This is a genomic window from Mesorhizobium sp. Pch-S (genome assembly GCF_004136315.1).
Taxonomy (GTDB): Bacteria; Pseudomonadota; Alphaproteobacteria; order Rhizobiales; family Rhizobiaceae; genus Mesorhizobium.
This window is the reverse complement of sequence record NZ_CP029562.1, coordinates 1254937-1268175: the sequence shown is the minus strand read 5'-3', so window position 1 is coordinate 1268175 and position 13239 is coordinate 1254937. Positions and strand designations below refer to the sequence as shown.

The 13239-nt window shown below is 63.0% G+C and carries 11 protein-coding genes; 5 read left to right on the top strand and 6 right to left on the bottom strand.

Annotated features, from left to right (window positions below):
- The first annotated feature begins 36 nt into the window (after nt 1-36).
- Nucleotides 37-927, top strand: coding sequence for a LysR family transcriptional regulator (locus tag C1M53_RS05890; protein WP_129411385.1), 891 nt, complete (start codon nt 37-39; stop codon nt 925-927).
- A 20-nt stretch (nt 928-947) separates the two neighbouring features.
- Here C1M53_RS05890 and C1M53_RS05885 read toward each other — a convergent pair whose 3' ends face one another.
- The 3 genes from C1M53_RS05885 to ppk2 all read right to left on the bottom strand — a co-directional run bounded on the left by C1M53_RS05885 (nt 948) and on the right by ppk2 (nt 4855).
- Nucleotides 948-1703 carry a transporter substrate-binding domain-containing protein gene (locus C1M53_RS05885; protein ID WP_129416041.1) on the bottom strand — a complete coding sequence of 252 codons (756 nt, stop codon included), beginning with the start codon at nt 1701-1703 and terminating at the stop codon, nt 948-950.
- A gap of 198 nt (nt 1704-1901) precedes the next feature.
- On the bottom strand, nt 1902-3614 hold the full coding sequence (locus C1M53_RS05880) for a penicillin-binding protein 2 (RefSeq protein WP_129411384.1): 1713 nt from the start codon (nt 3612-3614) through the stop codon (nt 1902-1904).
- A gap of 329 nt (nt 3615-3943) precedes the next feature.
- Nucleotides 3944-4855: a polyphosphate kinase 2 gene (ppk2, locus tag C1M53_RS05875; RefSeq protein WP_129411383.1), complete on the bottom strand. Its 912-nt coding sequence runs from the start codon at nt 4853-4855 to the stop codon at nt 3944-3946.
- A gap of 199 nt (nt 4856-5054) precedes the next feature.
- Between ppk2 and C1M53_RS05870 the strand changes: the two genes are divergently transcribed.
- From C1M53_RS05870 to C1M53_RS05850, 4 genes are all read left to right on the top strand, one after another.
- Nucleotides 5055-6317, top strand: coding sequence for an ATP-binding protein (locus C1M53_RS05870; protein ID WP_129411382.1), 1263 nt, complete (start codon nt 5055-5057; stop codon nt 6315-6317).
- A 117-nt stretch (nt 6318-6434) separates the two neighbouring features.
- Entirely contained in the window at nt 6435-7160 is a 726-nt protein-coding gene (phoU, locus tag C1M53_RS05865; protein WP_129411381.1) for a phosphate signaling complex protein PhoU, read from the top strand.
- Nucleotides 7161-7390: 230 nt separating this feature from the next.
- Nucleotides 7391-8398, top strand: coding sequence for a magnesium and cobalt transport protein CorA (locus tag C1M53_RS05855; RefSeq protein ID WP_129411380.1), 1008 nt, complete (start codon nt 7391-7393; stop codon nt 8396-8398).
- Between the two features lie 124 nt (nt 8399-8522).
- A complete protein-coding gene (locus C1M53_RS05850) occupies nt 8523-8912 on the top strand; it encodes a VOC family protein (RefSeq protein WP_129411379.1) in 390 nt (129 codons plus the stop codon).
- 56 nt (nt 8913-8968) lie between these two features.
- Here the strand turns inward: C1M53_RS05850 and C1M53_RS05845 are convergent, their stop codons facing one another.
- From C1M53_RS05845 to C1M53_RS05835, 3 genes are all read right to left on the bottom strand, one after another.
- Complete coding sequence (locus C1M53_RS05845; protein ID WP_129411378.1) at nt 8969-9916, bottom strand: amidohydrolase family protein; 948 nt, start codon at nt 9914-9916, stop codon at nt 8969-8971.
- A gap of 46 nt (nt 9917-9962) precedes the next feature.
- Nucleotides 9963-11897: a CocE/NonD family hydrolase gene (locus tag C1M53_RS05840; RefSeq protein WP_129411377.1), complete on the bottom strand. Its 1935-nt coding sequence runs from the start codon at nt 11895-11897 to the stop codon at nt 9963-9965.
- Nucleotides 11898-12248: 351 nt separating this feature from the next.
- The gene (locus tag C1M53_RS05835; RefSeq protein ID WP_165358055.1) at nt 12249-13139 is read right to left on the bottom strand and encodes a LysR family transcriptional regulator; all 891 of its coding nucleotides are present in this window, start codon (nt 13137-13139) and stop codon (nt 12249-12251) included.
- Between the last annotated feature and the right edge of the window lie 100 nt (nt 13140-13239).

Sequence of the window (13239 nt, the reverse complement as noted above, 5' to 3'; positions counted from 1 at the left end):
TGCGTAGATGGTCGCGATGCACTGCGAGCCAGCAAGATGACCGACCTCAACAGCCGGCGTTTGGAAATCGATGCGCTACGGGCGCTGCTCGCCATCCGCCATCATGGCGGGGTCACGCGTGCCGCCGAAGCGCTTGGCCTTTCCCAATCCGCCGTCAGCCACAAGATCAAGAGGCTGGAGACGAGCCTTGGCTGCGAACTTTTGAACCGTTCGCCGGGATCGACCGCGTTCACCGCAGCAGGCAGCGACCTGCTCGATTATGCCGGGCGCATCCTCGGGCTCCATGACGAGGCGCTGCTCAGCCTGTCGAAGACGACGCTCGCGGGACGCATTGCGCTCGGCCTGACCGAAGACACGACCTGCACGGCGCTTTCCCGCATCCTGGGCAGGTTCCGCCGGCTTCACCCGCAGGTCAGCGTCCGCACCAGGGTTCGCATGAGCCTGGTGCTGAGATCGATGCTGGAGCGGGGCGAAATCGACGCGGCGATCATCCAGGTGTTTGCGCATGAAGTGCGCCCCACCGATCTCGTTCTCATGAAAGAGAAGCTCCATTGGGTGAAGCATCACGATCTCGATCTGCCGGAAGGCGGGCCGATACCTTTCCTGTCCTTTGACGATGAATGTTTCTATCGCCGCTGGGCGCTCGATATCGGCCAGGACGCGGGCATCGTGCTCGAGACCGTGTTCGAGTGCTCAAGCGCTGCGGGTATCGTCGCGGCGGTCAACGCGGCGATGGGGATTGCGCTGCTGAGCGAGCGGCACCTGCGCCCGGAAATGCAGATCATCGCGGGCAGCCTGCCTCCGCCGCCCCCGCTCGTCTACGTCGTGCGCCGTGGCCGCAAGGTACGCAATCCCGCCCTTGATACGCTGGTGAAGGAGATCGAAGGCGAAATCAGCCGGTATGGTGGCCTGGCGCTTGCCGGATGAACGGCCGCGTTCCCGGGGGCTCAGTAGAAGCTCACCGGGAAATAGCGCAGGTAGAGTTCGGCGAAGGTGCCCTTCAGCGCGATCTGCTGCAGCGCATAGTCCAATGCCGCAGCGAGGTCCTTGTCGTCCGGCTTGACCGCGATGGCGAGGCCCGTGCCGAGATACTCCGGTGCCAGATAAGGCCCGCCGGCGAAGCGGCAGCAGTCGGCGGCATCGGAGCCTGCCAGCCAGAAGCCGAAGCGCATGCCGTCGCCGAAGGCTGCATCGATCTTGCCGGCCTTGATGTCGGCAAACAGCGCTGCCTCGGTCGGGAAGGGCGCCGCGGTCACCTCCGGGAAATCGTCACGCAGCATGCGTTCATGCGCGGAGCCTGCCACCACGCCGACACGCTTGCCCTTGAGCTTCTCGTAAAGCGGTTCGGTCACGGCCTTCGCCTTCGGCATGACGAAGCGTGCCGGAAACTGCAGGTAGGAGCGCGAGAAAGCATACTTCTCACGGTTCTCCTGCGTTACCGCGACGCCGGCCATGATCGCTTCGCCGTCGCCCTTGGTCAGTGCGCCATCAAGTTCGGCCCAGGGCAGCGCCTGGATCTGGCATTTGTCGGCAACGGCAAGTTCGGCGCAGATGGCGCGGGCAAGATCGACATGGAAGCCGGACAGCTTTCCGGCCGTGTCCAGGAAGTTGAACGGCGGGAAATCGGTGGTCGTCAGGAAACGCAGGCGCGCCAGTTTCGTGAGGTCCGGTTTCGGCAGCCGCTCATTGGCGTCCCACAGCATCGGCGGCTGCGGCTCCGCCGCGCGCGCGGCCGGACCGCAAACCAGCGTTGCCAGAAGAACAGTCAGGGCCAAACCGCGCGGCGTCACATCGAAACTCCTGTTTGGCGAGCAGGCAACGGGGAGCAGAGGAACACCTGTAGCGCCGCACCCTGTTGCCCTACTGGCTGCTCGCTATTTCACTACTCACTATTCGCCACCTCACTCAACCAGAATATCCTCTGCCTTCGCCTCGACCGTGAATTCCGGCATCACGCCGAGCATTGGTGCCGCGCGGCGGATGATGTTGGCTGCCATTGGGCCTGCGCTGAAGCCGGCGGTGGCCGCGCGGTCTGAGTTTTCCCGCTTCGGTTCGTCAACGATGGTCAGGATCACGAATTGCGGATCATCCATGGGCAGTGCGGCAACGAAGGCGTTGAAATTCCTGTCCTTGGAATAGCGCCCATTGACCACCTTCTCCGCGGTGCCGGTCTTGCCGCCAACGCGATAACCGGGAACCGCCGCGGACCTGCCGGACCCTTTTTCGCCATTCAGCTTGTAGATGTAGCGCATGTCCCGGCTGGTCCTGTCTTTGACCACCTGTTCGGAAACAGCAAGGGCTTCCTGCAGGCTTCGCGGCAGGAAGGTCGGTGGCATCAGCCGGCCACCATTCATCAGCGCAACCACGCCGACGGCGGTCTGCAACGGCGTTGTCGAGAAACCGTGCCCGAAGGCTGCCGTGATCGAATGTACCTTCTTCCATACGCGCGGCTCGGTGGGCTGGGCGACCTCCGGCAATTGTGTGCGCGTGCGGTCGAGCAGACCGAGGCGCTTCAGGAATTCGCGATGCCCCTCGATGCCGACCACATCCGCCTCGCGTGCCGAACCGATGTTGGATGAATAGAGGAAGACTTCCGGCAGGGTCAGCACTCTGCCCTTGCCGCGAAAATCCCTGATGATCTGGCGTCCGATCCGAAGTGGCTGGCTGGCGTCGAAGGTGCTGTTGAGGTCGACCTTGCCGGAGTCCAGCGCCATCGCTGTGGTGAAGCTCTTGATGGTGGAACCCATTTCGTAAAGCCCGGCGGACATGCGGTTCAGCTTGTCCGGGCTCTGGGCATCGAACGGGTCATTCGGGTCGAAGTCGGGCACCGACGCCATGGCGACGACTTCACCTGTCTTGGCATTGATCACGACAGCCCCGGCGGCAAGCGCGCGAAAGCGGGTCATGGCCTGGAGCGCCTCGTCACGCACGATGTGCTGCACGCGCAGGTCGACGGACAATTTGACCGGGGTAAGGCTTGCGGCTGTTGCCATGCCCAACTGCTGCAGATCGGCCAGCCCCTGATCGTCGATGTATTTTTCCAGGCCGGAAATGCCGCGATTGTCGAGATTGGTCAGTCCGACAATGTAGGAGGTGACGGGTCCGCCGGGATAAAAGCGCCGTTTCTCGGTACGGAAGCCGATGCCAGGCAGACCGAGGGCCATGATGTCGCCCTGCTGTCTGGGGGTGAGCTGGCGGCGCAGCCAGACAAAACCCTTGCCGCTCTTCAGCTTCGCATAGGTGTCCTCCACGTCGAGATCGGCAAGCACTGTCGACAGTTTTTCGATGACCTCATCCGCGTCAACGATGCGTCGCGGCTCGGCAAACAGCGAAGACATCTTGATGTCGGTTGCCAGCAATGCGCCGTTGCGGTCGAGGATGTCCGGCCGGGATGCCGTGGGGCGGACGGCGGGGCCGCCGCTTTCCGGCGGGTTCTGCATGCCCAGATAGACGAGGCGGCCGCTCATCGCTGCGTAGACCGCGACGAAACCGGCCGTGATGAAGACCACCCGGCGGCGCGGAGCGCGACGCCTGCCCTGAACGATCAGCGGGGTGCCAGGCGCGTGTTCGGCAGCGAACCTCTGTCTCAGCCAGCCTATCCAGCCCCCAACCATGCGACGCGTTCCCACGCGCTGTTTTTGCGACAGCGTCTTGATATCGTTAAAGAAATATACGGCGAACGCGTCGATCTATGGTTTAATTCGTGAAAAATCGCTTAAAAGTTAAATTAACCTTTATGGTCGACCCCGGAATTCCAGTGGAAACTGGTATAACTCATGAAATATGGTTAACGGCCGAAACGCTGAACTTAGGGGAGGCTGCGAACAAAGGAGTAAGGCAGAAGGGCATTGGGGCGATGTTTTCTAATTATTGCGCGCGTTTTCGCGAAAAGCGTATTTCGACTCCCCTGGTCCCTTAATGCCCTAATCCCTGTTGCCTGAACTCACTTCTTCACAAATCCTGCCCCTTCGCCGATGATCTTCTTGTCCTCCTTGCCGATGACTTCGAGGTCGCGGCCTTCATAGGGCAGGCTGAGCAGGATGCGGCGGATGACGGCGAGGCGGGCGCGGCGCTTGTCGTTGGCACGCACGATGATCCACGGCGCGTGCTTGGCATGCGTGCGCTTGAACATCTCGTCGCGTGCCTTGGTGTAGTCGTCCCATTTGTTCACGCCGGCGATGTCGATGGGCGAGAACTTCCAGTTCTTCAGCGGGCTGTGGCGGCGGTCGTGGAATCGCGCCAGCTGCGTTTCGCGGCCGATGTCGAGCCAGATCTTGAAGAAATGGATGCCGTCATTGACGATCATCTTCTCGAAATGCGGCACCTCGTCGAGGAAGTCCTCGTGCTGCTGTGGCGTGCAGAAGCCCATCACCGGTTCGACGCCGGCGCGGTTGTACCAGGAGCGGTCGAACGACACGAGCACGCCAGCGGTCGGGAAATGGTTGACGTAGCGCTGGAAGTACCATTGCCCTTTTTCGGTCTCGGTCGGCTTGGTCAGCGCCACGTTCTGCGCACTGCGCGGATTGAGGAACTGGTGCAGCGCGAAGATGGTGCCGCCCTTGCCGGCGGCGTCGCGGCCCTCGAACAGCGCCATCACCCGCTGCCCGGTCGCCTGCAGCCAGGCCTGCGCCTTCACCAGTTCGATCTGCAGCTGTTCCAGCGTCTGCGCATAATCCTCGCTCTTCATCTTCTTGTCGTAAGGATAACCGCCCGCCGACAGCTTGTTCTCCTCGATCCATTCCGGCAGTTCCGGCGCATCGATGTCGAACAGACGCTCCTTGCCGTCGATCTGGATCTTCAGCGGTTCCGGGATCGGAATGCTGGCAACCGGGGCGGTGGGCTTTTCTTTTTTCATCGATACGAACCTCTCCAACTTTCAGACTCATGCTATGGGGAGCCAGTAATGGGGTCCAGCGGGAAGTTGGCACGATAGCGTTTCCGTTTTTCACGGAAATGCGGAAACGCTCTATTCTTTATTATGCAATTCCGGACGGTAAACCGTCACAAACTTTTACTGGAATTGCGGTAGGCCGCCCGGATGGATTGGAGTGCATATGAGCGACGTTGCGGGTGAGGATCGCCATTCGAGGACGAGCTTGACGGTCAGGCTGTGGGAGGCACGCTGGTATCTGCTGGCGGGTCTTGCGGCCGTGACGGTCGCCTACGGCTTCGGGCCGGGCCGGGCCTGGGCCCTGCCACTGGCCGTCCTGCTTCTGTTTGCAGCGCTTTTCAGCGCCAAGCCTAGCGCGCGCATCGCCGAGAAGGCGAGGGAGGTGGAAACCGAAGGCCTGCAGCGCCTTTCCGGCGAATATCTGGCCGCCGCCGTCGCCGATCCGCTCATCATCTTCGACCGCAACACCACGGTGGTGCATGCCAATGCCGCAGCCTTTGTCGCTTTCGGCGGCATGTCGCCCGGCCTGTCGCTGCCGCTGAAGTTCCGGGCGCCGGAAATGCAGGCGCTGCTCGACAGTGTCGTCTCCGGCAAGGTCGCTTCCGACGAACTCGACTATCTCGAAAAATTGCCGGTCGAGCGCGTCTACCGGGTCAGCGCTTCCTCCGTCGGACACGGCACCGACCTGTTCGTTCTGGTGTTCAAGGACCAGAGCGAGGCTCGCCGCATCGATCGCATGCGCGCCGACTTCATCGCCAACGCCAGCCACGAGCTGCGCACGCCGCTCGCCTCGATCTCGGGTTTCATCGAAACCTTGCGCGGGCCGGCCCGCAACGATCCCGCCGCCCGCGAGCAGTTCCTGCAGATCATGCAGAACCAGACCAGCCGCATGGCGCGCCTGATCGACGATCTGCTGTCGCTGTCGCGGCTGGAGATGAAACCCTATCTCAAGCCCGGCGCGCGGGTGGATCTGCGCCAGACGCTGGAAAGCGTCATCGATTCCCTCAGCCCCCTGGCCAGGGACAGCAACCTCGTCGTCGAGCGCGACTTCGCCGACGGTGAGCTCGCCGTGCCGGGCGATCGCGACGAACTGTTCCAGGTGTTCGAAAATCTGCTCGAGAACGCCTGCAAGTACGGCCAGTCCGGCGGTCGTGTCGCGGTCAGCGTGGCGCCCGGAGGAAATGCCGCCGAGCCGACCATCGACGTCACCATTCGCGATTTCGGCCCCGGCATCGCCGAAGAACACATTCCCCGCATCACCGAGCGCTTCTATCGCGTCGATGTCGAAACCAGCCGCGCCCAGAAGGGAACCGGCCTCGGCCTCTCCATCGTCAAGCACATCCTCACCCGCCATCACGCGCGCATGTCGATCCGCTCGGAACTCGGCAAAGGAGCTGCTTTCACGGTCCATTTGCCAGCAAACTAGATTTTAGCGCAAATGCAGACTATCTCTGGGGAAAGCGTTTCGTCGTACTGTCACATGGCTGGCGTATCAGCAGTCAATTGACAAGCGAATCACCGCACATTCCAGAAGGCAATGCCCATGCAGTCCGTGCATATTGTCAGCGCTTATGACGAGGAACTGAAGTTCCTGGCCAAGCGCATTGCGGCCATGGGCGGTCACGCGGAACGCATGGTCGAACAGGCGGTGGCTGCCCTCGTCAATGCCGATCAGGATCTCGCCCAGAAGGTGATCCGCGACGACATCGTGCTCGACGAAGGCCAGCGCGAGATCGACGACAAGGCGATCCTCATCATCGCGCGCCGCCAGCCGATGGCGACCGACCTGCGCGAGATCGTCGGCGCCATCCGCATCTCCGCCGACCTCGAACGCGTCGGCGACCTCGGCAAGAATGTCGCCAAGCGGGTGATGTCGGTGACGGACGGCCGCGACGCCACAAGCCTCTATCGCGGGCTGGAGGCGCTGGCCAACCTCGCCCTTATCCAGCTGAAGGAAGTGCTCGACGTCTACGCCTCGCGCTCGGTCGACAAGATCGGCCTGGTGCGCGACCGCGACGAGCAGATCGACGCCATGTACACCTCGCTGTTCCGCGAGCTCTTGACCTACATGATGGAAGATCCGCGCAACATCACCTCCTGCACGCATCTGCTGTTCTGCGCCAAGAACATCGAGCGCATAGGCGACCACGCCACCAACATCGCCGAGACCATCTATTACATCGTCACCGGCGACCAGATGCCGGCCGACCGTCCGAAGGAAGACAAGACCGATCGGGTGGTGATGCAGCAGCCTGAAGTGGCTAAGTAGGCAGTCGGCAATAGGCAGTCGGCAGTCGAAAATAAAACCCATTGCGAATTTGGTGGTTTGACGCACGGCTCACTGCCGACTGCCGACTGCCGACTGCCGACTGCCGACTGCCGACTGCCGACTGCCGACTGCCGACTGCCGACTGCCGACTGCCGACTGCCTATTCCCTTGCCATCCCGCCACACCAGGTTCACTCTACGCCGAAGACTGAGGTTCCTCGGGAGGCGACGATGGACCATGTTCGCGATTTCACGCCGGGGCCGCAGGATTCCCGCATCGTCGCATCGAGCGTCTATGTCGCCGGGCGACGCGTTGCCGATATCCCGATCGAGGAAGCCGGCGAATGGTCCCGCAAGAAGGACCATGTCGTCTGGATAGGCCTGCTCGAACCCGACCGCGACCTGTTGCGGCGCGTGCAGGCGCAGTTCAGCCTGCATGATCTGGCCATCGAGGATGCCGAGCACGCGCATCAGCGGCCGAAGCTCGAGCAATATGGCGAGGCCCTGTTCATTGTCGCCCGCACGGCACAGCTGGTGGACAAGCGCGTCAGCTTCGGCGAGACGCATCTGTTCATCGGCAAGGGTTATCTGGTCAGTGTCCGCCACGGCCCTTCCACCTCCTACGCCACGGTGCGGCAGCACTGGGAGAGTTGCCCGACGTCGCTGGCCAAGGGCGAGGATTTCGTCCTCTACGCCATCCTCGATTTCATCGTCGACAACTACTTCCCGGTGCTGGAGCAGATCGAGGACGAGGTCGAGGAGATCGAGGACGGCGTGCTGGTCAAGCCCATGGACGCCAAGGCGATCGAGCGCCTCTACATGCTGCGGCGCGACCTCCTGCGCCTGCGCAACGCGGCACTGCCCCTGGTGGAGGTCTGCCGCCGTCTGACCAGCTCCGAGCTGCCGCAGATCGACGCCGACATGCATCCGCTGTTCCGCGACGTCACCGACCACATCCGCACGGTGCAGGAAAAGATCGATTCCCTGCGCGAAGTGCTGGCCTTTGCCTTCGAGGCGAGCCTGCTCGTCGGCCAGAGCCAGGAGACGGCGATCTCGAAGAAGCTCGCCTCCTGGGCCGCCATCCTGGCGGTGCCGACAGCTTTTGCCGGCATCTACGGCATGAACTTCAACGACATGCCGGAACTGAAGATGGAATATGGCTACCCGACCGTCCTGGCCGCGATCGCCGGCATCTGCGTCTTCCTCTACTGGCGCTTCAGGAAGAATGGCTGGCTGTGAGATGTAGGCAGTCGGCAATAGGCAGTCGGCAGTAGGGTGACAACGGCTGCACCATCTCCCGTTTGCTGGTTTGCCTCCGACTGCCGACTGCCGACTGCCGATTGCCTATTGCCTAGGGACCCCCATGCTTCACCACGTCGAAATCTACGTCTCCGACATCAAGGCCTCGCATGCGTTCTGGGCCAGCATCCTGGCCCGGATCGGCTATGAGGAAACCGGCCATTGGGATGACGGATTCACGCTCGATCATGGCGACGACGGCTACCTGACCTTCGTGCAGGTCGCCGAGAAACATAAGGAACACCGCTACCACCGCTGCGGTGTCGGCCTCAATCATCTCGCCTTCAAGGTCAAGGGCAGGGAAGCCGTCGATGCGCTCCGGCAATACTGCATCGAGAACGGAATCCACTGCCTCTATGACGAGAAATATCCCTTCGCCAATGGCGGCAAGGACTATTACGCCCTGTTCGTCGAGGACCCGGACCGCATCAAGGTGGAGTTCGTGGCGGAGTAGAGGGAGGGAGTAGTGATTAGTGAGGTAGCGAGCACCCGCTGCTACTTCACTATTCGCTACTCACTCAGCTTGAAAAGCTGTCCCGCATTCCGATCGAGGATCGCCTCGACATCCCGCCGGGCCAGCCCGGCCCGCTCGATGTAGTCGACGGTGGTTGCGAAGAATTCGCCGGGCTGGAAGGGGAAGTCCGTGCCGAACAGCAGCCGATTGGCGCCGAACGTTTCGACTGCTGCCCGCAGCGCCGGTACGTGGTCGTGTCCGACCGTGTCGTACCACAGGCGTTGCGCGGCAAGGCTCGGCTTTTCCGGGGTTCCGGGCGCCTCCCAGGCGACGTGCTGGTCGATCCTTTCCAGCGTCAGCGGCAGCAGCCCGCCGAAATGCGGGATGATGATCTTGATATCGGGGAAGCGGCTCGGGATGCCCTTCAGGATCAGCTGCATGGCGGCGACCGTGTCTTCGACCGGCGCGCCGATCGACCAGGTCAGCTGATGCTCCGTGATCAGCGGCGAATGCGCGCCATGGCCGGCAGGGTGCACCGACAGCACGCTCTGCCGGCGGTTGAGTTCGCGGTAAAGTGGCTCGAATTGCGCGTCGGCGATCGAACGGCCGAGCACCGAGGTGGTGATGCAGGCGCCCAGCATGCCGAGCTCCGAGATCGCCCGGTCGAGCTCGGCAAGCGAAGCGTCGATATGGGGGAGGGGCAGCGAAGCGATCGCCCGGAACCGGTTGGGGTGTTGCCTGACGAGCGCCGCATAGTCGTCATTGACCTTCCGCGCCGCCGCGATTGCGGTTGCCTCATCCTCGAAATGCGGGGAAAGCGGCGTCGCCGTCAGCACCTGCAGGTCGATGCCGACGGCATCGAGCATGGCGAAGCGGGTGGCGAGTTCATCGTCGGTCACGCCGGCGCCCAGCTGGCGGTATGCCGCGACTTCGCTTCTGCCGAAACCTTCGAGCAGGTCCAGATAGTCGCTGCTCCAGGCATGGGCGTGTACATCTATTCTCATGGTGTCGTGGTCCGGTTGTCTTGAGGTTTCGCGAAATCGCCGCGCCTCACGGCGCAGCGCTGATCGGTTTCGGCATGACGGAAAGCAGCAGCCGTGAGGGGTTTGCGGTGTCGTGCAGGACCCGCTGCTCGGCCACCACAGGAGCTCCGGTACCGTCGAGCTTGCCGTTGTTCGGATTGCGGTCGTAATGCGGGAAATTGGAGCTGGAGATTTCGAGCGCGATGCGGTGGCCACGCTGGAACAGCGATGATGTCGGCCCGAGGTCGATGGTATATTTGGTGACCTTGCCCGGTTCGATCGGCGTGCGGCGCTCGAGGGTTTCGCGCATGCTGGCGCGGATGATGCCATTGGCGAGGTTGTAGGCCTTGCCGTCGGGATGGACGTCGACGAGCTTGGCGGTGAAATCCGTGTCGACGGCAGACGAGCTCGCGTAGAGTTCGACCGTGACCGGCCCCGTCACCTCCATGTCCTGCTCCAGCGGTGGCGTTGCGTAATAAAGCACGTCGGCACGGTCTTCGATGTTCGCCTGATCCATCGGGCCGATCGGCGCACTGTCGGGTGAACAGCATGAGTGCCCGCCGGCGCTCGGCACCGGATCGGCGGGATCGTAGCGGTACTGGTCGGCCGCCTGTTCGGCCAGAGCGTTTCCGTTTTTCACGGAAACGCGGAAACGCTCTGGTTCTTTGTTTTCACACAATTCCGGACGCAAAACCGCTGCGCACTTTTGCTGGAATTGCTCCTCGGGCTTCTCTGCCGTCAGGCTGCCATTGCCGAAGCGGGTGTTGGCCTGCCCCCGGCTCTGCAGGTAGAACGATACGGTCTTGGCTTCCGCCGGCGGCCAGCTGTCGGCCTCGCGCCAGCGATTGGCCCCCATGACGAAGATGCGGACCGGCTTGTCGGCGTCGAGCCCGTTGGCCTCGCCCTTCAGCCAATGGTCGAACCAGCGCAGCAGCAGCGCGTCGATCGGATTGCTCGCCTCGGCGCCGAAATCCAGTTCGCCTACCTTCTGCAGCCATGGCATGTGGCTCCAAGGCCCGATGACCAGGCGTTGTCCCGAACGCGCCGCGTCCGAGCCGCCTCTTTCCCGCATGCCGGAATAGTTCTCCACGCCGCCGCGCAGGAAGACGTCGTACCAGCCGGCGAGGTTGAGCGCGGGCACGGCGACCTGGTCATAGCGCGCGCGGATGCTCCAGGGTTTCCAGTAGGCATCCCAGGTGTTGTGGGTGATCCAGTCGCCGTAGTAGGGCGCAACCGTGTCTTCGTATTGCGACGCGGGCAGCAGCCGCGACAGCGGCGACTGGGCATAGACCGACGAAAGCCTGCCGGCGGCAGCCTGGATGTCGTTCAGCGCCTGCTGGTTGCCGAGCCGCCGCGACGCCGACAACGCCACCGATGTGAGCGGCCATGACTGCACGAAGGCCTGCGACAGCGCCCCGCCTTCATAGGTCCAGCCGTTGAAATAGTCGGATCCGGTCTGCGCTGGCGCGATTGCCACCAGGTGCGGTGGCCGTTCGGCGGCAGCAAGCCATTGGGTGGCGCCGACATAGGAGAAGCCATACATGCCGACCTTGCCGCTCGAACCGGGCAGGGCGGCGGCCCATTCGACGCTGTCATAGCCGTCGGCACCCTCGTTGCGGAACGGATAGAACGTGCCCTCGGATTTGTACTGGCCGCGCACGTCCTGGATGGCGACGATGTAGCAGTGCGAGGCATAGGCTTCCGGCCGGGCATAGACGAAGGCCTGCGCATCGCTCTTGTTGTAGGGCAGCCGCATCAAAAGCACCGGATAGGTGCCGGCTTCGTTAGGGCGATAGACATCGGCCAGCAGGGTCGTGCCATCGCGCATTCTGGCTGGCACGTCGTGATCGACCTTGACGGTGCACGCGGCCGACCACGCCGGCGTGGCTGTCATGGCAGCGGCCGTCATCGCGGCGGCAATGAGGGCGCTGCGGGCAAGCAGCGACGGGTTCGGCTGACGCATTTCAGGATCCTGCAAAAGGGACAATCAGGATTATCGTGCAGACAGTGGCCCGCCGCCGTCTATCCGCCAGCATCGCAGAGGGGGCATGCGAAAGCGTATGGGGGCGGGATGCGCGACCTTATCTCCCCCCTTGCGGCGCAGTCTAAGTCGTAGAAAATCCAAGAGAGGGGATTTTCAGCTGAGAGGCCTGTGTTTGGGGGACAGAGGACAACAGCCTGCGAGCGGTGTGCCGGCAAATCCCCTCTCTTGGATTTCTAGCACTTAGCCTGCGCCGCCCTAAAGGGCGTGCTCGTCTAAGATGCTGACATCGCTTTCTCCCCCGCAAGGGGGAGATACAGACGCTGGCGCTGCTCACCCCGGGGCCAGCAGCGAGGAAAGCTGCCTGAACTCCCGCGCGGCGAAGTCCAGCAGTGCGCGGACGCGGGGATTGTCGCGCATGTCGGCATGCACCCCCATCTGCACGCTTTGCACCGGCTCGTGCCGGCCGGTCTCGATGCGGATCAGGCCGTCCCTCTGGTCTGCCACATAACGCGGCAGCACCCCCATGGCGATGCCGGCTTCCACCGTCGCGATATGCGACTGCACGGAATTCGTCCGCATCAGCACATGCGCGTTGGGCGCGAGCGCCGCCAGCCAGTCCCGGTAGCAGACATGCCCGGCCGCCTGGTGCAGCATGACGATCGTGTGGTCCGGACAGCCTGCCTCGATATCAGGCAGCCCCATGCGTTCGAGATAGGTGCTGGACGCATAGAGCCCGTAGGCGACATCCGCCACCTTGCGCACCACCAGGTCCTCCTGCTCGAACTTGCCGAAGCGGAAGGCGATGTCGGCTTCGTGGCGCGACAGGTTGAAGACCCTTGTGTCGTTGAGCAGCTCGATCGACACCAGCGGGTGCAGGGCAGCGAAACGGGCGACGATCGGCGCGGTCAGGAAATCGGCGAGCCAGTCGAGGCTGGTCACCACGATCGGGCCCTCCAGTCCGGTGTTGCGCGAGGCGATGCGCCGCTCGACGGAGAGCGCGCCTTCCTCCATCATCGACAGGCTGTCGAAAAGTGCGGCGCCCAGTGTCGTCGGCTTCAGGCCTTCCAGGCTGCGGTCGAAGAGGTTGACGCCGATCTTCCGCTCGAAACTCTCCAGCCTGCGGCCGACGGTGGGCTGGCTGACACCCAGCGCGCGCGCCGCCGCGGTCAACGAGCCATGCCGGGCGATGGCGAGCGCCAGTTTCAGGTCGTCCCAATCCATGTGATCTCCGTGAGTCTGCGAAAGCGGCATACAGAATTGTAGGGAGGCGCTGCGAAATTGTTAGGTGTGAAGCTCCGGATACGAGGGGTAACGGTCGGCA

Coding starts and splice junctions, on each gene's coding strand:
- C1M53_RS05890 (WP_129411385.1), top strand. CDS start 37: ATGACCGACCTCAACAGCCGGCGTTTGGAAATCGATGCGCTACGGGCG.
- C1M53_RS05885 (WP_129416041.1), bottom strand. CDS start 1,703: ATGCTGTGGGACGCCAATGAGCGGCTGCCGAAACCGGACCTCACGAAA.
- C1M53_RS05880 (WP_129411384.1), bottom strand. CDS start 3,614: ATGGTTGGGGGCTGGATAGGCTGGCTGAGACAGAGGTTCGCTGCCGAA.
- ppk2 (WP_129411383.1), bottom strand. CDS start 4,855: ATGAAAAAAGAAAAGCCCACCGCCCCGGTTGCCAGCATTCCGATCCCG.
- C1M53_RS05870 (WP_129411382.1), top strand. CDS start 5,055: ATGAGCGACGTTGCGGGTGAGGATCGCCATTCGAGGACGAGCTTGACG.
- phoU (WP_129411381.1), top strand. CDS start 6,435: ATGCAGTCCGTGCATATTGTCAGCGCTTATGACGAGGAACTGAAGTTC.
- C1M53_RS05855 (WP_129411380.1), top strand. CDS start 7,391: ATGGACCATGTTCGCGATTTCACGCCGGGGCCGCAGGATTCCCGCATC.
- C1M53_RS05850 (WP_129411379.1), top strand. CDS start 8,523: ATGCTTCACCACGTCGAAATCTACGTCTCCGACATCAAGGCCTCGCAT.
- C1M53_RS05845 (WP_129411378.1), bottom strand. CDS start 9,916: ATGAGAATAGATGTACACGCCCATGCCTGGAGCAGCGACTATCTGGAC.
- C1M53_RS05840 (WP_129411377.1), bottom strand. CDS start 11,897: ATGCGTCAGCCGAACCCGTCGCTGCTTGCCCGCAGCGCCCTCATTGCC.
- C1M53_RS05835 (WP_165358055.1), bottom strand. CDS start 13,139: ATGGATTGGGACGACCTGAAACTGGCGCTCGCCATCGCCCGGCATGGC.